The following is a 24122-nucleotide window of genomic DNA, read 5'->3' as shown; positions in this document are numbered from 1 at the left end:
TACAACTAACTAGAAAAAAAATAAAAAGATTTTTTTATTCCACATCTTTAATAAATTGGATATTTTTTACCAAACCTTCGAATTTGATTCTTTTAACTGCCGATTTTTTAAAAACCTTATTAAATGTTTCTTTATTTAACGCATTCCAATCGGCTTTTGTTAACTCCAACAGATTCGCTCGAGGTTCAAAAAAAGGTTCGTTATGAGGTTTTGAAAAACGATTCCAAGGACAAACATCCTGACAAACATCGCATCCGTACATCCAATCGTCAAATTTTCCTTTCATTTCTGTAGGAATTTGATTTTGAAGTTCAATCGTAAAATATGAAATACATTTACTTCCGTTAACTACATAAGGTTGTTCAATTGCTTGCGTCGGACAAGCATCAATACAAGCTGTACAACTACCACAATGATCGGTTGTAATGGTATCGTAATCCAAATCTAAATCACAAATAATTTCGGCAATAAAGAAAAAAGAACCTGTTTTTTTTGAAATCAGATTGGTGTTTTTTCCCATCCAACCCAAACCACTTTTAACTGCCCAAGCTTTATCTAGAACCGGAGCTGAATCGATAAAAATCTCAGAATTAATTTCTCCGATATGTTCACGAATAAATGCAGTTAGTTCACTCATTCGTTTTTTGATTACTCCGTGATAATCTCGTCCGTATGCATATTTAGAAAGTTTATACGAATCCTCCACTTGAAACTGAGCTGGATAATAATTCATCAATAACGTAATGACAGATTTTGCTCCATCAACCAACAATCGTGGGTCTAAACGTTTATCGAAATAATTTTCCATATAACTCATTTCGCCATGCATGTTTTTTGAAAGCCAATTTTCTAAACGAGGCGCTTCGGTTTCCAAAAAATCTGCTTGAGATATACCACAAGAAAGGAAGCCTAATCGCTCGGCTTCCTTTTTTATCATTTGAGTATGTTTTGAACGATGCAACATTTAAAATAATCCTCCTTGAACGTTTGGTTTTTGTCTATCTAAATGTTTGTATGCTTTATCTGTAACTTCACGACCACGAGGTGTTCTGAAAACAAATCCTTCTTGAATTAAGAATGGTTCGTAAACCTCTTCAATCGTTTCGGCATTTTCAGAAACCGCAGTTGCTAAGGTCGATAATCCAACAGGACCGCCTTTAAATTTATCAATAATGGTGGTAAGAATCTTATTATCCATTTCGTCTAATCCGTGTTGATCGACATGTAAAGCATTCAAAGCAAAACGAGCAATTTCGATATCAATTTTTCCGTTTCCTTTGATTTGAGCAAAATCACGAACGCGACGTAAAAGTGCATTAGCAATACGTGGTGTTCCGCGGCTACGACCTGCAATTTCAATCGCAGCTTCTAACGAAATTGGAACTCCAAGAATAGAAGAACTTCTTTCGATGATGGTACTTAAAAGTTCGGTATTGTAATATTGTAATCGGCTTTGAATTCCGAAACGCGCACGCATTGGAGCAGTTAATAAACCAGAACGCGTAGTTGCGCCAACTAAAGTAAACGGATTTAAATGAATTTGAACTGAACGTGCATTAGGTCCAGATTCGATCATGATGTCGATTTTAAAATCTTCCATTGCCGAATATAAATATTCTTCAACAACTGGACTTAATCGATGGATTTCATCGATAAACAAAACATCGCGTTCTTCTAAATTAGTTAGCAAACCAGCTAAATCTCCCGGTTTATCTAAAACAGGACCAGATGTAATTTTAATTCCAACGTTTAATTCGGCTGCTAAAATATTAGCAAGCGTGGTTTTTCCAAGTCCGGGTGGTCCGTGAAACAACGTATGATCTAATGCTTCGTTACGTAAATTAGCAGCTTTTACAAAGATTTGTAAATTTTCTAACACTTGATCTTGACCTGTAAAATCGTCAAAACTAAGTGGACGTAATTTTTTTTCTACATCGTTTTCTTCCGGTGTGAAATGAGCATTTGTTGGATTTAAATTCTGATTCATACCACAAAGATAAACTTTTTTAGAATTGGAAAAAGTTGTTAGGTAGCGGATTTGAAAATCCAAAGAAAGAAATTTCAATTATCTAATTGTATATTTGATATGATCATTTTGAAAAAACTATGAACGGTTCTACAATAAAACAAATCAACGCTAAATTAAAACAACTTCCTGAAGATCTTTTGGAAGATGTTGAACGTTATATTGATTTTTTAACTTTCAGGTATAAACTAGAAAAGGAAGATATTCCTCAATGGCAAAAAAATATTTTAGATAAACGCTTAGACAGTTATCAAAACAGTCCTGATGATGTACTACCGATAAAAACATTATTTGAAATTCTAGATAAAGATGTATGAAATACGATTTAGTTTACCTTACTGAAGCAAAAAGTGATATTCAAATGCTAAAAAATGGTATAAATCGAAACAAATTGGTTTAGAAAAACGATTCGATAATGAAGTAAAAAAAGCTATTCAATTAATCGGTAATGATCCATTTCTTTTTGAAGCTAGATACCGAGATACACAAATTGTATTTACTAATACATTTCCTTTTGGAATTCATAACATCATTGACAAAATTAAAAAAAGAGTTGTGATACTTGCCGTATTACATACTTCTAAAGATTCTAATATTTGGTAGAAACACAAAGTCCCGCAATTTGCAGGGCTTTTACCTTTTTAAATAAAGAACTTCTACTCTTTGATATGTAAATGCAACAGCAGTAAGTGTTTTATAAACAAAAAACACTTACTGCATTTTTATGAATATCTCGCTTTTTTTATTAGTTAAAAACGTGAATTATAACAGTCTCGGGGTTATCTATTTTACCACAATGACTTTTTTAGAGACTACTTTATAAGCTACATATTTTATTAAACTATCTGATTTTAAATATCTATAATCGTAGTATAATTCATCTAAAATTAAACCTCCAATAAAAAAAGTCCCCTCTTCATCAAACTCATAAGATAAATTTAAACTATTCTTATCTAACAATATTGAATCTGCATAAATCCTTTCATTAAAATTGTTTAAATTTTCTGGGAAGTATTCTGAAAAAAGAATATATCTATATTTAACGGATTCTTTCACTCTCGGTTCAATAATTGTATCAAATGTAGAATTTAAAAAAATATAATTTGCAACATTAGTTTCACCAACCTTTACCGTATCAGGAAACTTACAAAATGCAGAGATTTTAGAATTTGAACGATAGTCAGTTAATTTATTATAATCTTTCTTTTTATTACAACTTATTAAAAGTAACGAAATTAAAAAATATGAGATAAACTTAGACATTTCAAAAGAATTTTAACCAAATATAACAAAAAAGTCCCACACTAAAAGTGCAGGACTTAATATTTGAGAATTATTAATGAGCTCCTCCGTCTTTTTCACCTTCCCTTAATGGAACGGTTTGCATAACGAAATCTTCATCATAACCTGGTTTAGAATAATCATAAGGCCATCTGTGAACTACTGGTAAATCACCTGGCCAGTTTCCGTGGATTGGTTCTACAGGAGTTGTCCACTCTAATGTAGTTGCTCTCCATGGGTTTTGAGTCGCTTTCTTACCGTAGAAAATACTATAGAAGAAGTTCCATAAGAAAACTAACTGGAATGCAGCTCCAACTAATGCGAATACAGTAATTAAGATGTTAACATCTACCATATCATCAAACATTGGGAATGCAGAGTTAGAATAGTAACGACGTGGTAAACCTGCTAATCCGATAAAGTGCATTGGGAAGAATACTCCGTAAGCACAAACTGCAGTTACCCAGAAGTGGATATATCCTAAGTTTTTGTTCAACATTCTTCCGAACATTTTAGGGAACCAGTGGTAGATACCAGCAAACATTCCGTAAAGTGCAGAAATACCCATTACTAAGTGGAAGTGAGCAATAACGAAATAGGTATCGTGAACGTTGATATCTAATGTAGAATCTCCTAAGATGATTCCTGTTAAACCTCCAGTGATGAACGTAGAAACGAAACCGATACTGAATAACATACCTGGGTTCATTTGTAAATTACCTTTCCAAATTGTAGTAATGTAGTTGAACGCTTTTACTGCAGATGGAATTGCAATTAATAATGTTGTAAACGTAAATACAGATCCTAAGAATGGATTCATACCTGAAACGAACATGTGGTGTCCCCAAACGATCGTAGATAAGAATGCAATTGCTAAGATTGATGTAATCATTGCGCGGTAACCGAAGATTGGTTTACGAGCATTAGCAGAAATTACTTCCGAACAGATACCCATTGCTGGTAAGATTACGATGTAAACCTCAGGGTGACCTAAGAACCAGAATAAGTGTTCGAATAATACTGGTGAACCTCCTTGGTAATGTAAAACTTCTCCTGCTAAATAAATATCAGATAAGAAGAAAGAAGTACCAAAGCTTCTATCCATGATTAATAATAAAGCTGCAGATAATAATACTGGGAAAGAAACCACACCAATGATAGCTGTTACGAATAACGCCCAAATTGTTAATGGTAATCTTGTCATAGACATTCCTTCAGTTCTTAAGTTTAAAACTGTTACGATATAGTTTAATGACCCCATTGCAGATTGTACAATGAATAATGCCATAGAAATTAACCATAAAGTCATACCTGTTCCTGAACCTGGGATTGCTTGTGGAACTGCTGATAATGGAGGATATATTGTCCAACCTGCAGAAGCTGGTCCTGATTCTACGAATAAAGATGATAACATAACTACACATGCAATAAAGAATATCCAATATGATAACATGTTCATGAATCCAGAAGCCATATCACGAGCTCCAATTTGTAATGGAATAAGTAAGTTAGAGAATGTACCACTTAAACCTGCTGTTAATACGAAGAATACCATGATTGTACCGTGAATGGTTACAAGTGCAAGATAAATATCGTTTCTCATTACGCCTCCTGGTGCAAATTCATCTCCTAATAACCATGAGAATACTTTGAAAGATTCTTCTGGCCAAGCAATTTGCATACGGAATAATAATGACATCACAATACCAATGATTCCCATAAAAATCCCTGTAATCAAGAATTGTTTAGCAATCATTTTGTGATCCATACTAAAGATGTACTTTGTTACGAAAGTCTCTTTATGGTGGTGGTCATGAGCGTCGTCATGTCCGTGAGTTAAATCGTGTCCTACTGCTGACATACTAAAATTTTATTTTTTGTAAGTATAAACAATTATTTGATAACTTGAGCTACAACAGCGGTAGTATCTACCACTGTTTCTAACTCTTGTGTATTTTGTTCAGGAGCTACAACTTTTTCAACAGCAGGTGCTTCAGCAGCGGCTTTTTCATCAGCTACTAATTGTCCTAAAGTTTTTTGTGCAGCGAACCATTTATTAAATTCAGCTTCTGTTTCAACAACAACTTTTAATTGCATGTTGTAGTGAGAACGTCCACAGATTTTATTACATAATAATACATAATCAAATACGTAAGGAGCTAAAGCTTCTTCTCCTTTTGCAACAAGTTCAGCACTTCTTTCAGAACGAACTTTATTGATTCTACTTACTCGGTTCTTAATTTCTTCTGTTTCTCTGATTTCAGCTGTAGTAACTGATGGAGTCATAGCGAATTGAGTTACCATACCAGGTACACAGTTCATTTGTGCTCTGAAGTGAGGGAAATAAGCAGAGTGTAAAACGTCTTGAGAACGCATTTTCATTACTACTTTTTTACCTTTAGGTAATCTTAATTCTGTAGCAAGAATATCATCTTGTGAATTTGGATCAGACATATCTGCTCCAGTTACATTTACTCCTTTTATAAAACGAACGTTAGCTTTACCTAAAACGTTATCTTTTCCTGCGTAGCGAATATCCCAACCAAATTGTTTAGCATAAACTTCAACATAAATAACATCTTCTTCTTCGTCAACATTCATGATTGCATTCCAAGTAAATAATCCGTAAAGAATTAAACCTGATAATACAATTACTGGAATAATAGTCCAAATCATTTCTAATTTTTCGTTATCAGAAAAATAGAATGCTTTTTTATCTTTTCTACCTCTATTTGCAAATGCGAAATAGTGTAGTAAAAATTGTGTAATAGTTTGAACAAAAAAGATTAATCCTAACGAAATCCACATTAAGTTGTCTACGTCTTTACCATGTTCAGATGCAGAGTTAGCTAAAAGTGGAAAATGTCCATACTTAACAATACTAAAGATAGTTAAAGCATAAATAAATCCTAAAAATCCGAATAATAAATATCCTTGGATATTGTTGTCTTTATCTGTAGCGATTTCAGAATCACATAATTCATTTCCTGAAATATTTTGTGTTAAATCAAATATTTTAGTTAATTGCCAAATTGCAATTCCTAATAATGCTACGATAACTAGTATTAATAAACTCGTCATTTGTTTATTATTTATATATTAATAATGAAAATGTTTACTTTCTTCAACCATTGGGTTATTCTTCACTAATAATGGAGTTTTAGCTAAAGCCTTAAATCCAAAATAGATGAATAATCCTGCGAATAATAATATAGCACCAATTTCAGTAACTCCGATATACCAAGAAGCACCAACAGTACCAGGCATAATCATATTATAGAAATCTAAATAGTGACCTACAAGAATACAAATACCAGTCATTACAATGATCCAAGATAAACGTTTGAAATCTGTGTTGATTAATAATAATACAGGTAATAAGAAATTCAATACTAACATTCCAAAGAACGGTAAGTTGTACTCTTTAATTCTAAAGATATAATATGTAACCTCTTCTGGGATGTTAGCATACCACATTAACATGAATTGTGAGAACCATAAGTATGTCCAGAAAATAGAAATACCGAACATGAATTTAGCTAAATCGTGTATGTGACTTTTGTTAACAAAATCTAAGTAACCTTGAGATTTCAAATAGATTGTAGCTAAAGCGATTACTGTAATTCCAGATACGAAGAAAGATGCAAAAACATACCATCCGAATAAAGTAGAATACCAGTGAGCGTCGATAGACATAATCCAATCCCATGACATAATAGATTCTGATACGATAAAGAATACTAAATAAGTAGCTGCTAATTTAAAATTCTTTTTATAGTATGTTAAATCTCCTGTTTCATCTAAAGCGATAGAATTTTTACGAGATAACATTCTAAAAATATTCCAACCTGCTAAGAAAATAACTGCACGGATTAAGAAAAATGGAATATTTAAATAAGCTGCTTTACCAGCAATTATAAAATCATAGTTAGGACTAGTTGGGTCAGTTACTCCATCAGCCATCCAAACAAACATATGATTTAAATGCATTGACGATGCAACTAATAAGATAAAGAAGATTATTGAACCAGGTAATAAATACGCTGATAATGCTTCCATAACTCTAAATAATACTGGTGACCAACCTGCAGAAGCTGCATATTGAATCTGATTAAAGGTAAAAATACCAAGTGCAATAAACATAAAGAAGATAGCAGCAACGTAAACAGCAGCCCAAGGCTTGTTTTGTAATTGGTGCAATACGTGTTCTAAATGTTTTTGATGAGCTTCATCATGAGCAGCAACTTCAGCGTGTGAATCTCCTACTGCATGACTATCTGTTGTAACGTGAGCTTCATCATGAGAACCATGACCATCATGGTGTTGTTCTGCTAAAATAAGCTCAACGTCTTGAACAGTTTTTGGAGCTGTTAAAAAACCATAAGCTATACCAATAACCCCAAGGATTATTAATAGGAAAGAGAAGGTTTTTAATTTATTTGAAAATGTGTACATATCTAAACTTTCAACTAAGTTTTACAATTATAATTCCGATTTCAATTTCATCACGTACTCAGTAACTAACCAGCGTTCGTGCTGTGTTAATTGATTTTTGTGAGAACCCATTGAATTCATACCGTAAGTTATTACATGATAAACACTACCTGGAGTAATATCTCTATCTGCATAACTTGGTACACCTAAGAATTTTTCTCTTTTAACTAAATTACCTTTTCCATCTCCTCCTTCACCATGACAAATTGCGCAATAAATATCGAACAATTTTTTACCTTCTGCTAAATCTTCAGCTGTTGGTTCAGTAATAGGTGATTTTAAGTTTGCTTTAGCAGCTGCTAAACCTTCTGGAGAATTTTCATACTCATAAGGCTCAAATCCACGAGGAATAGATCCTTTAGCTGGTAATTGACCTTCTTTACCGTTCTTAAAAGCAGGTGACTCAGAATAAGTTTCGTAAGCTACAGACTCGTACATATTAGGAAACAACTGATAGTTTGGATTTTCCTTATTAAAACAAGAAGTAGTTAAAGCTGAAACTCCTGCTAATGCTACAAATTTATATAAAGTTTTCATTCTACTCTTAGTGTTTATCGATTACTTTAACTTCAACTGCTCCAGTATTTTTAAAGAAAGCAACAGCATCTTCTTCATTTCCATGTAATGAAACTTCCATTAAGAAGTGATCGTCTGTTGTTCTAACATCTGGATTTTCTGCTGCTTTGAAAGGCCATAATCTACTTCTTAAAAAGAAAGTAATTACCATCAAGTGGGCAGCAAAGAATACAGTCATCTCAAACATGACCGGAACAAAGGCTGGCATGTTCTGAATATAACTAAAACTTGGTTTACCACCAATATCTTGAGGCCAATCTTGAATCATGATATAATTCATCATGAAAGTAGCGAAACCTAAACCACATAAACCATAAATAAAGGCACAGATAGCTAAGCGAGTTGGAGCTAATCCTAAGGCTTTATCCAATCCGTGAACTGGAAATGGTGTGTAAACTTCTTCAATGTGATGATGTGCAGCACGTGTAGTTTTTACAGCGTCCATTAAAACGTCATCATCATTATATAATGCATGTATAACTTTTGTACTCATAATTTATTAATGATTATGTGAATGGTTCCCGTTTTCTCTAGCTCTTTTGAAATTGTCTCCAGAAGATTTTAAAATAGTTTTAACCTCTGCTTGAGCAATTACTGGGAAGCTTCTAGCGTATAATAAGAATAATACAAAGAAGAATCCGATTGTTCCGATGTAGAAACCTGCATCTACAAATGTTGGTGAGAACATTGTCCAAGATGATGGCAAGTAGTCACGGTGTAATGAAGTTACGATAATTACGAAACGCTCAAACCACATACCTACGTTTACTACTAACGAAATAATAAAAGATGCCATGATACTTGTTCTAATTTTCTTGAACCACATTACCTGTGGAGAAATTACGTTACAAGTCATCATTAACCAGTATGACCACCAGTAAGGTCCTGTAGCACGGTTTAAGAAAGCATATTGCTCATACTCTACTCCAGAATACCAAGCGATAACTAACTCTGTAATATATGCTACCCCAACGATAGATCCAGTAATCATTACAATAATATTCATTAACTCAATATGTTGAATTGTAATATAGTCTTCAAGACCAGATACTTTTCTCATAATGATTAACAAAGTGTTTACCATCGCAAATCCAGAGAAGATAGCTCCTGCAACGAAATACGGAGGTAAGATTGTTGTATGCCATCCTGGAATAACAGAAGTAGCAAAGTCAAATGATACAATTGTGTGTACCGATAATACAAGTGGAGTTGCTAAACCAGCTAATACTAAAGAAACCTCCTCAAAACGTTGCCAGTCTTTTGCACGACCAGACCATCCGAATGATAAGATAGAATAAACTCTTTTAGTAAAAGGGGAAATAGCTCTATCACGTAACATAGCGAAATCAGGTAATAAACCAGTCCACCAGAAAACTAACGATACTGATAAATATGTTGAGATCGCAAATACGTCCCATAATAATGGAGAGTTAAAGTTAACCCATAATGAACCGAATTGGTTTGGCATTGGTAAAACCCAGAATGCTAACCAAGGACGTCCCATGTGGAAAACTGGGAACATACCCGCTTGACATACAGAGAAAATTGTCATTGCCTCTGCAGAACGGTTAATTGCCATTCTCCATTTTTGTCTGAATAATAATAATACGGCAGAGATAAGTGTACCCGCGTGACCGATACCTACCCACCAAACGAAGTTAGTGATATCCCATGCCCAACCAACTGTTTTATTTGAACCCCAAGTACCAATACCTGTTGAAACGGTATAAGCTACACAGCCAACTCCCCAAAGGAAAGCAATTAATGCGATTGAGAAAACAATCCACCATTGTTTATTTGCTCTTCCTTCAACAGGTCTAGCCACATCTACAGTTACATCGTGATAGCTTTTATCACCAAGAACTAAAGGTTTTCTAATGGGTGCTTCGTAATGTGACGACATAATCCTTTATAATGTTTCTAATTAATAATATACTATGAATTTCTAACTTTAACGTGGTAGAAAACATTTGGTTGTGTACCAATGTGCTCTAATAAATGATACATTCTATCATCTTGTGCTAATTTAGCAACTTCTGATTCTTTATCATTAACATCTCCAAATACCATAGATCCAGATGAACATGCAGCAGAACAAGCTACTTCAAATTCATTTGCTTTTACCAATCTACCTTCACTCTTAGCTTTTAAGATTGTAGCTTGAGTCATTTGGATACACATAGAACATTTTTCCATAACCCCACGTGAACGTACATTTACATCTGGGTTTAATACCATACGACCTAAATCATCATTCATGTTATAATCAAACTCAGCATTTTGAGCGTATAAGAACCAGTTGAAACGACGTACTTTATAAGGGCAGTTGTTTGCACAGTAACGAGTACCAACACAACGGTTGTATGCCATTTGGTTTTGACCTTGACGACCGTGAGAAGTTGCAGCCACAGGACATACAGTTTCACAAGGTGCGTGGTTACAGTGTTGACACATTACAGGTTGGAATGCAACTTGTGGGTTATCAGCAGGATTTTCTAAACCTTTGAAAGTTTCGATAGATCCCATTAAACCACTTGCAGCCATTTTAGTTTCAACATCACCTTGGAAAGTATCTTCTGAAGAATAATATCTATCGATACGTAACCAGTGCATATCACGAGATTTTCTAACTTCTGTTTTACCAACAACTGGAACATTGTTTTCAGCGTGACATGCGATAACACAAGCTCCACATCCTGTACAAGAGTTTAAGTCAATAGATAAATTAAAGTGATGCCCAATTGTACGATCAAATGATTGCCAAATATCAACAGTCGATGCTTTTACAGATTGGTGATCTAAAGATACATGAGGTTTTACATTCCATACATCTGCTCCTTGATCATTAAATGTTTTTAAATCCGTATCTTTTAAGATATCACCTCTACCCATTAATGTTTTTTGTAACTGAATACAAGCAAATTCATGCTCTCCTGCAGTTTTTTCAATGGTAACATCTTGAGTATTATTAAATCCTTTATATAAAGTATAAGCATTTACACCTACCTGCATTTCTTCTTTCATACCAGCTTTACGCCCGTATCCTAAAGCTAAACCGATAGTTCCTTTTGCTTGACCTGGCTGAACAACAACTGGTACATTTTCTAAAACTTTATCTCCTAATTTAATAGAAATATAACGTCCATTCATACCACCGTTTGCAACAAACCAGTTTTCTAATCCTAATTCTTCTGCATCAGCACGAGAAACAGTTGCATAGTTATCCCAAGAAACACGAGTTAATGGGTCAGGGAATTCTTGTAACCATGGGTTATTAGATTGTTGACCATCACCCATTCCTGTTTTTGTATACAATACCAATTCAAAACCAGCTCCTTTTTTAGCAGCAGCTAATTGAGAAGCAGCCGTTGAGAAATCAGCAGAAGCAGTTGAATTACCAGTAGCTTCGAATGTATAGAATCCATTATGTACTAATTTATTCCAAGTAGTTCCTGTAGCAATTCCAGTTCCAACAGCTCTTAAATAATCGTAGTAAGATTCTGTTTTTCCTAACCAAGAAAGCATACCTTCTTGAATTTGTTTAGAATTGAATAAAGGACGAATTGTAGGTTGTGTAACCGAGTAATGTCCTTTTTTCATTTGAACATCTCCCCAAGACTCTAAGTAATGAGTTGTAGAAGCAGCAATTGTTGTAGCCGCTGCAGTTTCATCTTCTCTTAAAGTATATGTAGCAGATAGTTTTACTTTTTTCAATCCTTCTAAGAAAGCAGCAGCATCAGCTAAAGTATAAGCAGGATTAACTCCAGACATAATTAATGTATGAACTGAACCAGCATTCATATCTTTTACTAATTGAGCAACCTCTTTATTATTACCTCCACGAACATATTTTGGTTGTGCAGGATTGAAAGCAGCAGATCCTAATGCTTGATTGATTGCGAATACAAGTAATTGAGCATTTACATCATCAATTCCTGAAACTAAAACACCAGCAGAACCAGCAGCTTTTAATTGTTGTGCAGCTTTTACCACTTCTGCATCAGCAGCTGTTGCAGCAACAGAAACAGTAGAACCAGTAACTAAGCTATATAATTTAACTAATGCTAATTTTTGATCAGCAACAGTCATTGGAACTCGTTTATCAGCATTCGCTCCAGCTAACGACATATTAGCTTCGAACTGAATGTGTTTAGACATTTTTCCGTTTTTAGGAACACGACCTTTTGCATAAGCAGCATCGTATCCTCCACCTTGCCAATCTCCTAAGAAATCAGCACCTACAGAAACAATTACATCAGCTTTTCCGAAATCGTAATCAGCTAATGCTCTTTCTCCGTAAGCTTGTTGGAAAGCATCTAGAGCAGCATCTGAAGAAACTGCATCATAAACAACATGTTGTAATGTTGGGTAAGCTGCATTTAATTCAGACATTAATTTATTAGTTGACGGAGAAGCCATTGTATTTGTTAACACAACGATTTTACTTCCTGCAGCTTTAGCTTCTTCTAAACTCGCTTTGATTTTAGAATCAACTTCTGACCATGAAGCAGCTTTACCTTCAATTTTTGGTTGCTTAAGACGTAAGCTATCATATAATGATAATACAGAAGCATGCACTCTTGCATTTGCGCCAGTTAAAGCTCCTTCTTCATTATTATTAACAACTTTAATAGGACGTCCTTCGCGTGATTTAATTAAAATATTAGTAAAATCAAATCCATCAGCAATAGTGGTAGCATAATAATCTGCCACACCAGGAATGATTTCTTCTGGTTGCAACACGTAAGGAATCGATTTTTTCAAAGGACCCTCACAAGCAGCTAATGATGCAGCTGCCGTTGAAAAACCAACGTATTTCAAAAAGTCTCGACGAGTAGTTGAAGACGAAGACAAGGTGTTTTTATCACCAAGAAACTCTTCAGTAGGAATCTCTTCAACAAACTCATTGTTTCTCAGCTTATCAACAATAGAACTGTTCTCGTTAAGCTCCTCAACACTTTTCCAGTATTTTTTGTTTGATGCCATTGTTATATATATTAGCTTCTTAAATTATTTTTAATAGTGACATTTACCACATTCTGTTCCACCCATTTGAGCAGCTGTCAATTTCTCTACACCGTACTTTTTAGATAATTCTTCGTGAATTTTCGCATAGTAAGCGTTGTCTTTAATTTTAACATCCGTCTCACGGTGACAGTTAATACACCATCCCATTGTTAATGGAGAATGTTGTCTCATCACTTCCATTTCTTCAACTGGTCCGTGACATGTTTGACATTCTAAACCTGCAACAGAAACGTGTTGAGAGTGATTGAAATATACGAAATCAGGTAAGTTATGAATACGAACCCATTTAACTGGTTTCTCTTCTCCTGTATATTCTTGAGCAATTGGATCCCATCCTACTGCATCATAAATCTTCTGAATTTCTGCAGTGTAGTATTCTCTACTGTACTCAACATAAGTTGAATCTGGATGACCTGTAAATTCATTAATATTTTTGTGACAGTTCATACAAACATTCAATGATGGAATTCCAGATGTTTTACTTGTACGAGCTGAAGAGTGACAATATTTACAATCGATTCCGTTTTCTCCAACGTGAATTTTGTGAGAGAAGTGAATTGGTTGAATTGGCTCGTAACCTTTATCAACTCCAATTTGCATCATAAATCCGAATGCAAAATAAGAACCAACTAAAATCAACATAATTACAGAAACAATTACTGCAAATTGATTTTTAACAAAAGCTTTCCAAATTGGCAAACTTTTTTGTTCTTGAACCGTTAAACCATTTTTCTCAACAACTTTTGCTAATACCTTCTTAACTAATAAAAGCATAATTACAAGCATTGCTAAAACTACAGCCAATGCAATTAATATTACCATATTAGAAACACCAGCATCAGCCGAAGCAGCTTGACCTGTATTATCTCCAGGACCTCCAGCTTTCGGAGCTTCTTTAACCGTTGAAGTATACGCAATAATATTATCGATATCTTCATCAGATAAATTTGGGAATGAGTTCATAGGAACATTCTTCCACTCATTGAAAACCTTGACAGCAGCAGCGTCACCTGATTTAATTAATCCTGAACTATCTTTAATCCATTTATGAAGCCATTCAGTCGAATGTCTTTCAGCAACACCACGCAAAGCAGGTCCTGTTGAAGCCGCATCCAACTTGTGACAAGCCGCACAATTTGAATTAAATAATTCTTTACCCTTTGCAGCATCTTGCGCAAAAGACAACGTAGAAAAAGTTAGCATAAATGCTAAACACAAGAAAAAAATCCTTGAAAACGAATTATGGTTACCCACTTTTTTCATAGTTAAAAAATGATTATCAACTAATTTTGGTTTAAAATTCCTATTAAAACAACAGACTCTTTTACACCTTTTATTTATAAACTCCGACAAAAATACAACATAACACGCACTAACAAAAACCTCATTTACTATAAATTGTAATTTATAACTGTTCTAAATAACAGAAATTGTTCATTATTTTTAAAGAAATTGTAATTTTGTACCAAATCGTATTCATTATGAAGAATTTAAGAAATCAATTACCATATTTTATTATAATTTTAACATTTCTTAATGTTAATAACTCAAATGCTCAAAGCAGTCAATTTCAACTAATTCAAGATAATAACTTTGAAAAACTTGTTAAAGAAAAAAACTCTGTTAACAATTCTTTTTCAATTTATAAAAATTTTTCAATTCAACTTTTCCACAGTGACAAAACAGAAACTGAAAATAAATTTCATGAGTTTAAAAACAATTTTCCTGACATTGTTGCCACAATAATTTATGCAGAACCTAAATATAAATTAATCGTTGGAAATTACAGAAATAAAATTGATGCCGAACGAAATTTAAAAAAATTACAAAAAAACTATCCTGAAGCATTTATCGTTCGTTTAACAAAATAACAAAAAGCACTTTCATTTCCAGAAAGTGCTTTTTAGTTATAATAAATTATAGATTGACCGAAATCTGAATAGTATGTAAAATACAACAATCCAACTAAAAGTAAAATCAGAAAAACCAAATACAAAAAAGCAGAAAATTTATTTACAAATCGTGGTGCATAATTTTGTTGCAAATAAAAAACAAAAGTCAATAAGCAAAACATCGACAACATGCCAACAAATGAAATTACAAAAAAAGATAAGGACAAACCACGATCAAAATATCTTCCTCTGAAAGCCAAAAAAGCCGAACCAAAAATAGATGCAAAAAAGGCATAAGCAATGCGTGCATTCCATTTATTGTACCAACCTTTAAAGCCAGGAAAATTATCCATCTCATTTACATGTACATCATAAATTTGCGCCGACTTATTTCGAAAAAATCGTTCGATTCGATTCATTTCCAAAACAACCATAATCATAAGAATCGTCATAAACGCGATAAAATAATAAACCAAATTGGGAACGGTCAACAAATATTCAAATGTTCCTTTTACATGTTCAAAATTCTTTTCCATTTTTATTTTAAATGTACAAAAAAAACGCCTTCAGAATTTGAAGACGTTTTTGTATTTAAAATCCAGCGATGTTAATAATCTTTCCTGGAACGATAATAATCTTTTTAGGCTCTTTACCATCTAACTGCGCAATGGTTCTTTCATCATTCATGATGATTTCTTGAATTTGCTCTGCTGTTAAATCTAAAGGCAATTCAATTTTAAAACGCATCTTACCATTAAATGAAACCGGATATTCTTTTGAACTTTCTACCAAATAAGAAGCCTCAAATTTTGGGAAAGCAACATCTGAAATCGAGCCTTCGTTACCTAGCAAAGTCCAAAGCTCTTCGGCAATATGTGGCGCATAAGGCGAAACCAAAATTGCCAATGGCTCTAAAATTGCTTCATGATGACATTTTTGTTGCGACAATTCATTTACACAAATCATAAATTGAGAAACCGATGTATTGAAAGAGAAATTCTCAATATCTTCAGTTACTTTTTTGATGGTTTTATGTAACGATTTATACATGTCTTTTGTAGGCTCTTCGTCTGTTACAATTACACCATTATCATCTGCATACAATCTCCAAAGTTTTTTCAAGAAACCAGAAACTCCAGTAATTCCAGCAGTATTCCAAGGTTTAGCTTGCTCTAACGGGCCTAAGAACATTTCGTACAAACGTAAGGTATCTGCTCCGTATTCTTCACTAATCTCGTCAGGATTAACTACATTGAATTTAGATTTAGACATTTTTTCTACTTCATGTCCTACAATGTATTTACCTGAATCTTCTAAAATAAATTCAGCATTTGCAAAATCAGGACGCCAAGCTTTAAATCCATCAACATCTAATTCAGAAGAATTATTCACTAAAGAAACATCGGCATGAATTGGTTGCACTTTATATTCTCCAATTTTTCCTTTAGAAACAAAAGTATTCGTTCCATCAATACGATAAACAAAAGCAGAAGTTCCCAAAATCATTCCTTGGTTGATTAATTTTTTGAAAGGCTCTTCAGCTTTAATATATCCACGGTCTTTTAAGAACTTATTCCAAAAACGTGCATACAATAAGTGACCTGTTGCGTGCTCGCTTCCTCCTATATATAAGTCAACACTTTCCCAATAATTCAACGCTTCTTGAGAAGCAAAGTCCGCCTCGTTATCAGCATCCATATAACGTAACCAATACCAAGAAGAACCAGCCCAACCTGGCATTGTATTCAATTCTAACGGAAAAATAGTTTCGTTATTTATTAAAGCGTTATCCACAACCTTATTATTAACAGTATCCCAAGCCCAAACCGAAGCATTACCTAAAGGTGGTTGTCCATCTTCTGTTGGTAAGTATTTTTCAACTTCAGGTAAAGCAATTGGTAAATGTTTTGCGTCAATCATTTTTGGTAATCCGTTCACATAATAAACAGGGAACGGTTCTCCCCAATAACGTTGGCGAGAGAAAACAGCATCACGTAAACGGTAATTTACTTTTGCTTTTCCAGCTGCGATCGCTTCAAGTTGCTCGATAACTTTTTTAGTTCCTTCTTTATAATCTAATCCGTTTAAGAAATCAGAATTCACTAATTCAAAACCAGATTTTTCTCCGTAAGCAGCTTCAGAAATATCTTGATTAAATATATTTTTAATCTCTGGCATTCCTTCTTTTCCTTTAAAGAAATTTGCAAAAGCATAATCACGCTCATCGCCACATGGAACAGCCATAACAGCACCAGTTCCGTAACCAGCTAAAACGTAATCACCAATCCAAACCGGAATTGGTTCTTTTGTAAACGGATGTTCTGCATAAGCACCTGTGAAAACACCAGAAATTGTTTTAACATCAGCCATACGTTCGCGTTCACTTCTTTTTGCAGTTGCTAACACATAATCATCAACAGCTTCTTTTTGTTCTGGAGTTGTAATTTTAGAAACCAAATCGTGTTCTGGTGCTAAAGTCATAAAGGTTACTCCGAAAATTGTATCAGGACGTGTAGTAAAAACTTCAATCGTTTCTTCTGCTTCTTTTAATTTAAAAGTTACAGATGCACCTACAGATTTTCCAATCCAGTTACGTTGCGACTCTTTAATAGATTCTGACCAATCGATCGCATCTAAACCTTGAAGTAAACGTTCTGCATAAGCAGAAATACGCATCGACCATTGTGTCATTTTTTTACGAATCACTGGATGACCGCCACGTTCAGAAACTCCGTTTATAATTTCGTCATTAGCCAAAACAGTACCTAAAGCCGGACACCAGTTTACTTCTGTTTCTGCTAAATAGGTTAATCTATATTGTAATAAGATTTTTTCTTGTTCATCTCCAGAAAAAGCATTCCATTGGTCTGCTGTGAAAACTGCAATATTATCGTCACAAACAGCTTGCACATTTACATTTCCTTCTTTCGAAAAAATATCGATTAACGTGCAAATACTTTCAGCTTTATCAGTAACCTTATTATACCAAGAATTGAACAATTGAATAAAAATCCATTGGGTGTGTTTGTAATATTCAGGAGTTGAAGTACGCACTTCTCTACTCCAATCAAATGAGAAACCAATTTTATCTAATTGCTCTCTATATCTATTGATATTTGTTTCGGTAGTAATCGCAGGATGTTGACCTGTTTGAATCGCATATTGTTCGGCAGGTAAACCAAATGAATCGTAACCTTGCGGATGTAAAACATTAAAACCTTGATGACGTTTAAAACGTGCATAAATATCCGAAGCTATATAACCAAGTGGATGCCCTACGTGTAACCCTGCTCCTGACGGATAAGGAAACATATCAAGAATATAATATTTAGGTTTATCAGAATCGTTTTTTGCTTTAAACGTTTGGTTTTCGTTCCAATATTTTTGCCATTTGGCCTCGATTTCGTTCGGATTATATTTCATTTTTAAGCGTACAATTTACCTTAATTAACTTAAATTCAATGTTTTGAATTCGAAAAACAAGATTTCATCATCAAAATTAATCACAAAAATAAACTATATTTATAAGAAATGTAAATCTTTACACATTATAATAGGTGAAAAATAATTTTCTTTAGTATTTTTACCCTTTAAAAAATTAGTTATGGCAAGTTCGTTCGAGAGATATCAAAAGAGAAGATTAATATCATCTTACTTTTCGGTTATCTTAAGTATCTTTTTAGTATTATTTTTACTTGGTTCACTGGGATTATTTTTGATAAATTCTGAAAAAATATCGAATAATTTCAGAGAAAACATTCCTATGTCGCTTTATTTCAAAGACAAAGCAACACCAGAAGATTTTGCTAAATTCGAAGAAGCTTTAAAATCGGCACCATACATTAAAGATTTTAAATTTGTTCATAAAGATTCGGCTGCAATTGACCAACAAGAAGTTATTGGAGAAGATTTTGTTCACTTTTTAGGATTCAATCCGCTTCAAAATTCATACGACATTCATTTTAAAGGTGAATATGTTATAAAAGATAGTATTAAAAGTATTGAAATCGTTTTTAAAGAAAATGAATTAATTGAAGATGTAGTTTATGACCAACAATTGGTTGAATTAGTAAATGAAAATATTACCAAAATTACTTTTTGGGTTTTGGTTGTAAGTGGTGTTTTTGCATTTATATCATTCTTATTAATCAACAGTTCATTGAGATTATCCGTTTATGCAAAACGATTCATTATCAAAACGATGCAAATGGTTGGTGCTACAAAATCATTCATTAGAAAACCATTTATTTGGACAAGTGTAAAACTTGGAATGATTGGTTCTATATTAGCAATTCTTGGTGTTTTAGGCATCGCATATTATGTCGATTCTAAATTCCCAACCTTATTAATTTTAGAAGATACACAATCTTTATTCATCGTTTGTGGAGGAATTTTTATAGTAGGAATTATAATTACCTATATTAGTACTTTCTTTGCAACACAACGATTCTTAAATTTAAAATCAGACGATTTATACTAAAATATATGGAAAATACAGAAAACAACGATAAATTTTTATTCCACAAAGAAAATTACATCGTCTTAATTATAGGATTAGCAGTTATTGCATTAGGATTTATTTTAATGTCTGGAGGTGGTAGCGACGACCCAAATGTTTTTAACGAAGATGTATTCAGTTTCAGAAGAATACGATTAGCTCCAACTGTAATCTTTATTGGATTTGGAGTTTGTATTTATTCGATTTTTAAGAAGCCGAAAAAATAACATGTCAAAATAAACAAACCAAAAATCAAACTTAAAAAACAACTTATCAATGGACATTTTCCAAGCAATTATTATTGCCATTATTGAAGGCTTAACCGAGTATTTACCTATCTCATCAACAGCTCACATGGGCTTTACCGCAGCATTGATGGGAATGGAAGAAACAGAATATTTAAAAATGTTTCAAGTATCGATTCAATTCGGAGCTATTTTATCAATCGTAGTATTATATTGGAGAAAATTCTTTGATTTTTTGAACTTCAATTTCTATTTAAAATTAGGATTTGCAGTTATTCCAGCTTTGGGTTTAGGTTATCTATTAGACGATAAAATTGAAGCTGTTTTAGGAAACCAAATTGCAATTTCTACCGTATTAGTTTTGGGTGGAGTTGTGCTTTTATTCGTTGATAAATGGTTTAAAAATCCAAAAATCACTGACGAAAAAGAAATCACTTTCAAAAAAGCAATCATCATCGGATTTTGGCAATGTTTGGCTATGATGCCTGGAACATCGCGTTCTGCTGCTTCAATCATCGGTGGTATGACTCAAGGTTTAAGTAGAAAAGCTGCGGCAGAATTTTCATTTTTCTTAGCTGTTCCGACCATGTTAGCTGTAACTGTGTATTCTGTTTTTGTAAAAACTTGGGGCAAAGGAACCGAATTAGAACAAAAAGGTTACGAAATGATTTTAGCTTCAAATGAAACCATTATAACTTTTATCATCGGAAACGTAGTTGCCTTTGTAGTTGCTTTAATTGCAGTAAAAACATTCATCAATGTATTAACTAAATACGGATTCAAATTTTGGGGTTGGTACCGCATTGTAATCGGAATTTTACTTTTAGTTTACTTCAACTTTTATAAATAAAAATGACAAAATTATCTCCTGAAGAATTTCAAGAAGGACAAGTTTTATTAATCGACAAACCTTTAACTTGGAGTTCGTTTCAAGCGGTTAACAAAGTAAAATATGCTTTGATTAAAAACTTGGGATTGCCAAAAAAATTTAAAATTGGTCACGCAGGAACTTTAGATCCATTGGCTTCTGGTTTATTGATTATTTGCACAGGAAAATTCACCAAGCGAATCTCTGAACTTCAAGGCCAAATCAAAGAATATACAGGAACTATTACCGTTGGTGCCACAACACCATCGTATGATTTAGAAACAGAAATCAACGAAACGTTTCCGGCAGAACATATAACAAGCGAACTAATTATTGAAATTACTAAGCAATTCATTGGCGAGATAGACCAATTCCCTCCTATTTTTTCTGCATTAAAAAAAGACGGAAAACGTTTATATGAACATGCTCGAGCTGGTGAAGAAGTTGAAATCGCTTCTAGAAAAATAGAAATCACAGAATTTGAAATCACACGAATTGCATTACCTGAAATCGATTTTAGAGTGGTTTGCAGTAAAGGAACATACATTCGTTCATTAGCTTTTGATTTTGGAAAAGCATTAAATTCTGGAGCACATTTAACTGCTTTGAGAAGAACCAAAATCGGAGATTTCTCAGTAGAAAATGCCATCGAACCTTTAGCGTTCGAAAAAATATACAATCCAAATTTTAAAGAAGCTGAATAAGCTTCTTTTTTACGTTATGAAAAAATTTCACATTCAACTGATGTTTCTTCTGGCATGTCTTAACACATTTTCTCAAGAAAAAGAAAAAAGCATTAATACATACCAAGCAATTGATTATCTACTACTTTTTAATCCAAATTCAAACAAAAACTCATATTACGATTCAAATCTTGGAAAAATGAATGAACCGTCGAAATTCGTTTTAGCTGGTTTAGGTGGACAATACGAATATGGAATTTCATATAATAATTGGCTAAGATTAGGTGCTTTAACAGGGGTTTATGCAAATATTTACGATAGTACATATAGTTTTCCTTTTGCAGGAAGTTTGACTTTGGCACCGAAAATTGGAACTGAAAGTAGAATATTTGGGAAGTTTGCATTTGGTTGGAATACTGCAATTGGAAGAGGAAATAAAAATGGTAATTTTTCAAATTATCAATTAGGCATTGAATTTGATGGAGATACAAAAATTTTCATCTTTGCGACTAATCACGATTTTCAAATAAAAAACACAAACTATAGCACGATAGGAATCGGATTTGGTGGAATACTTTTTAAAGACAAAAAATAATGAATATGAAACTACAAGACCTAAATTGGAGCAAAACAATACATTTAATTTTCAGTTTGTTTTTTATTCAGGTAATCTGCGCGCAAAATCAAAAATTAGAAAACGGTGATTTACTTTTCATCAACATCAATTGCGGTCCGATGTGCGATGCCATAAATGCAGTGACTGAAGGTTTTGAAAGCAATGATTTTAATCATATGGGAATGGTAATTGCTGAAAACAACGAATATTTTGTTTACGAAGCCATTGGAAAAGCAGTTGTAAAAACACCATTAAAAACGTTTGTTTCTTACACCAAAGAACCTATTTATTTAGGAAAACTTAAAAATGAATATCAATATTTAATTCCGGATGCAATTGCATTTTCTGAAAAACAATTAGGTGTGCCGTACGACAATGATTTTATTTACAACAACGAAAAATATTATTGTTCAGAATTGATTTACGATGCGTTTTTATTTGCAAACAATGACAAACCATTTTTTAAATTATTTCCGATGACGTATAAAGAACCTAATTCGGATAATTTTTTTCCGATTTGGGTAGAACATTTCAAGAAACAAAACATCGAAATTCCAGAAGGAAAACCTGGTTGTAATCCAGGTGGAATGAGTTTAGATGATAAAATAATTTTACAAGTTTACAAACTGTAAATCTACCTTTGAACTACATTCAAATCAAAAAATAAAAACATTATATTTACAAAACACTAAAATTTTTCTATAAAAATTATGCTTTCAAAAAAATGCAAATATGCTTTAAAAGCTATGGTCTGTTTAGCAAGAAATTACGAACAAGGTAATTTAACTACGGCTGTGATTGCAGAAAAAGAGAACATTCCTAAAAAATTTTTAGAACAAATTTTATTAGAATTAAAACGATGGAAATTAGTAAATAGCAAACAAGGAATTGGCGGCGGATATTATTTATTAAAAAATCCAAACGAAGTTTCTTTAGCTGATTTGTACCGAATTTTTGACGGACCTATTTCGCTTACTCCTTGTGTTTCTATCAATTATTATGAAAAATGTGACGATTGTAAAGACGAAACTACTTGTTATTTACGCAAACAATTAATCGAAATTCGTGATAAAACTCGTGCAAGTATGATGGAAGCAACTTTGCAATCTTTTATAAATAGTTAATTGCTATTTTTTTATTTTTAAAACTCTACTACTTTGGTGTAACTTATAGAATTTATATATTTGCATAAATAAACATCCTAATGAACAGCGATTTAAAAAATAAATTCGAAGAAATAATAAAAGTCAATATTGAGAATCAAAGCTTTGAAAATCAAATAGCATATATTTTAAAAAACTTTGAAGGTATTATTTTCTCTACAAGCTTTAGCTATGAAGACCAATTACTAACTTTTTTTCTTCGCCAATATCCTATCGAATTTTTCACTTTAGATACCGGTCGATTGTTTGAAGAAACGTATGAAACGTGGAACGAAACCGTTTTAAAATATAAAATTCAAATCAAAACGTATACACCTACTCCAACTCTTTTAAGTGACTTTTTAACCGAGAAAGGACCAAATTCATTCTACCAATCTGTAGAAAATAGAAAACAATGTTGCGACATTAGAAAAGTTTTTCCTTTAAAAGAAGCAATTAAAAATAAAGAAATTTGGATTACAGGTTTACGTGCCGAACATTCACCAAATCGTAAAGACATGACCATTTTTGAATGGGACGAAACCAACCAAATCATCAAATTCAATCCGCTATTACATTGGAAAACTTCTGACGTTATCGACGAAATCACAAAAAATCAAATACCGTATAACAAACTACATAAAAAAGGTTTTATAAGTATTGGTTGTGCTCCATGTACACGAGCAATCAAAGAAGGTGAAGATTTTAGAGCCGGACGCTGGTGGTGGGAAGATGCATCAAAAAAAGAATGTGGATTACATATACATAAATAA

The 24122-nt window shown here is 33.1% G+C and carries 23 protein-coding genes; 10 read left to right on the top strand and 13 right to left on the bottom strand.

The window, feature by feature from the left end; genetic code table 11:
• Positions 1-34: 34 nt before the first annotated feature.
• Positions 35-964: a tRNA epoxyqueuosine(34) reductase QueG gene (gene queG / locus HW119_RS08570; protein ID WP_177763362.1), complete on the bottom strand. Its 930-nt coding sequence runs from the start codon at positions 962-964 to the stop codon at positions 35-37.
• Positions 965-1987 carry a Holliday junction branch migration DNA helicase RuvB gene (ruvB, locus tag HW119_RS08565; RefSeq protein ID WP_177763359.1) on the bottom strand — a complete coding sequence of 341 codons (1023 nt, stop codon included), beginning with the start codon at positions 1985-1987 and terminating at the stop codon, positions 965-967.
• 119 nt (positions 1988-2106) lie between these two features.
• On the opposite strand from ruvB, the gene HW119_RS08560 reads away from it, so the two are divergent.
• Positions 2107-2343 carry an addiction module protein gene (locus tag HW119_RS08560; RefSeq protein WP_177763356.1) on the top strand — a complete coding sequence of 79 codons (237 nt, stop codon included), beginning with the start codon at positions 2107-2109 and terminating at the stop codon, positions 2341-2343.
• A gap of 466 nt (positions 2344-2809) precedes the next feature.
• Here the strand turns inward: HW119_RS08560 and HW119_RS08555 are convergent, their stop codons facing one another.
• The 9 genes from HW119_RS08555 to HW119_RS08515 all read right to left on the bottom strand — a co-directional run bounded on the left by HW119_RS08555 (position 2810) and on the right by HW119_RS08515 (position 14668).
• Positions 2810-3289: a hypothetical protein gene (locus HW119_RS08555; RefSeq protein ID WP_177763353.1), complete on the bottom strand. Its 480-nt coding sequence runs from the start codon at positions 3287-3289 to the stop codon at positions 2810-2812.
• A 73-nt stretch (positions 3290-3362) separates the two neighbouring features.
• On the bottom strand, positions 3363-5168 hold the full coding sequence (locus tag HW119_RS08550; protein ID WP_177763350.1) for a cbb3-type cytochrome c oxidase subunit I: 1806 nt from the start codon (positions 5166-5168) through the stop codon (positions 3363-3365).
• A gap of 32 nt (positions 5169-5200) precedes the next feature.
• Positions 5201-6388, bottom strand: coding sequence for a cytochrome c oxidase subunit II (locus HW119_RS08545; protein ID WP_177763347.1), 1188 nt, complete (start codon positions 6386-6388; stop codon positions 5201-5203).
• A gap of 18 nt (positions 6389-6406) precedes the next feature.
• Positions 6407-7762 (bottom strand): quinol:cytochrome C oxidoreductase, encoded by a 1356-nt coding sequence (locus HW119_RS08540; protein WP_177763344.1) that lies wholly within the window; start codon positions 7760-7762, stop codon positions 6407-6409.
• 27 nt (positions 7763-7789) lie between these two features.
• Complete coding sequence (locus tag HW119_RS08535; RefSeq protein ID WP_177763341.1) at positions 7790-8338, bottom strand: c-type cytochrome; 549 nt, start codon at positions 8336-8338, stop codon at positions 7790-7792.
• Positions 8339-8345: 7 nt separating this feature from the next.
• On the bottom strand, positions 8346-8870 hold the full coding sequence (locus tag HW119_RS08530; RefSeq protein ID WP_177763338.1) for a DUF3341 domain-containing protein: 525 nt from the start codon (positions 8868-8870) through the stop codon (positions 8346-8348).
• Positions 8871-8876: 6 nt separating this feature from the next.
• Positions 8877-10280, bottom strand: coding sequence for an NrfD/PsrC family molybdoenzyme membrane anchor subunit (gene nrfD, locus HW119_RS08525; RefSeq protein ID WP_177763334.1), 1404 nt, complete (start codon positions 10278-10280; stop codon positions 8877-8879).
• A 32-nt stretch (positions 10281-10312) separates the two neighbouring features.
• A complete protein-coding gene (locus HW119_RS08520) occupies positions 10313-13363 on the bottom strand; it encodes a TAT-variant-translocated molybdopterin oxidoreductase (protein WP_177763331.1) in 3051 nt (1016 codons plus the stop codon).
• Positions 13364-13393: 30 nt separating this feature from the next.
• Positions 13394-14668: a c-type cytochrome gene (locus HW119_RS08515; protein WP_177763328.1), complete on the bottom strand. Its 1275-nt coding sequence runs from the start codon at positions 14666-14668 to the stop codon at positions 13394-13396.
• Positions 14669-14886: 218 nt separating this feature from the next.
• On the opposite strand from HW119_RS08515, the gene HW119_RS08510 reads away from it, so the two are divergent.
• Positions 14887-15276 carry an SPOR domain-containing protein gene (locus tag HW119_RS08510; protein ID WP_177763325.1) on the top strand — a complete coding sequence of 130 codons (390 nt, stop codon included), beginning with the start codon at positions 14887-14889 and terminating at the stop codon, positions 15274-15276.
• A gap of 32 nt (positions 15277-15308) precedes the next feature.
• On the opposite strand, the gene HW119_RS08505 is transcribed toward HW119_RS08510, so the two are convergent.
• A complete protein-coding gene (locus tag HW119_RS08505) occupies positions 15309-15833 on the bottom strand; it encodes a hypothetical protein (protein ID WP_177763321.1) in 525 nt (174 codons plus the stop codon).
• Between the two features lie 55 nt (positions 15834-15888).
• Positions 15889-18720 (bottom strand): leucine--tRNA ligase, encoded by a 2832-nt coding sequence (gene leuS / locus HW119_RS08500; RefSeq protein WP_177763317.1) that lies wholly within the window; start codon positions 18718-18720, stop codon positions 15889-15891.
• A 181-nt stretch (positions 18721-18901) separates the two neighbouring features.
• Between leuS and HW119_RS08495 the strand changes: the two genes are divergently transcribed.
• The 8 genes from HW119_RS08495 to HW119_RS08460 all read left to right on the top strand — a co-directional run bounded on the left by HW119_RS08495 (position 18902) and on the right by HW119_RS08460 (position 24122).
• Positions 18902-19777: a cell division protein FtsX gene (locus HW119_RS08495; RefSeq protein WP_177763314.1), complete on the top strand. Its 876-nt coding sequence runs from the start codon at positions 18902-18904 to the stop codon at positions 19775-19777.
• A gap of 5 nt (positions 19778-19782) precedes the next feature.
• The gene (locus HW119_RS08490) at positions 19783-20022 is read left to right on the top strand and encodes a DUF3098 domain-containing protein (protein ID WP_177763311.1); all 240 of its coding nucleotides are present in this window, start codon (positions 19783-19785) and stop codon (positions 20020-20022) included.
• Between the two features lie 49 nt (positions 20023-20071).
• Positions 20072-20890: an undecaprenyl-diphosphate phosphatase gene (locus HW119_RS08485; RefSeq protein ID WP_177763308.1), complete on the top strand. Its 819-nt coding sequence runs from the start codon at positions 20072-20074 to the stop codon at positions 20888-20890.
• A gap of 2 nt (positions 20891-20892) precedes the next feature.
• The gene (gene truB, locus HW119_RS08480) at positions 20893-21612 is read left to right on the top strand and encodes a tRNA pseudouridine(55) synthase TruB (RefSeq protein WP_177763305.1); all 720 of its coding nucleotides are present in this window, start codon (positions 20893-20895) and stop codon (positions 21610-21612) included.
• A gap of 16 nt (positions 21613-21628) precedes the next feature.
• Positions 21629-22186, top strand: coding sequence for a hypothetical protein (locus HW119_RS08475; protein ID WP_177763302.1), 558 nt, complete (start codon positions 21629-21631; stop codon positions 22184-22186).
• A gap of 5 nt (positions 22187-22191) precedes the next feature.
• On the top strand, positions 22192-22839 hold the full coding sequence (locus HW119_RS08470; protein WP_177763299.1) for a YiiX/YebB-like N1pC/P60 family cysteine hydrolase: 648 nt from the start codon (positions 22192-22194) through the stop codon (positions 22837-22839).
• 78 nt (positions 22840-22917) lie between these two features.
• The gene (locus HW119_RS08465) at positions 22918-23331 is read left to right on the top strand and encodes an RrF2 family transcriptional regulator (protein ID WP_177763296.1); all 414 of its coding nucleotides are present in this window, start codon (positions 22918-22920) and stop codon (positions 23329-23331) included.
• An 80-nt stretch (positions 23332-23411) separates the two neighbouring features.
• A complete protein-coding gene (locus HW119_RS08460; RefSeq protein WP_177763293.1) occupies positions 23412-24122 on the top strand; it encodes a phosphoadenylyl-sulfate reductase in 711 nt (236 codons plus the stop codon).

The organism is Flavobacterium sp. I3-2, from assembly GCF_013389595.1.
In the GTDB taxonomy this organism is placed as follows: Bacteria; Bacteroidota; Bacteroidia; order Flavobacteriales; family Flavobacteriaceae; genus Flavobacterium.
The sequence above is the reverse complement of the archived record's forward strand: the minus strand, read 5'-3'. Positions and strand labels throughout refer to the sequence as shown.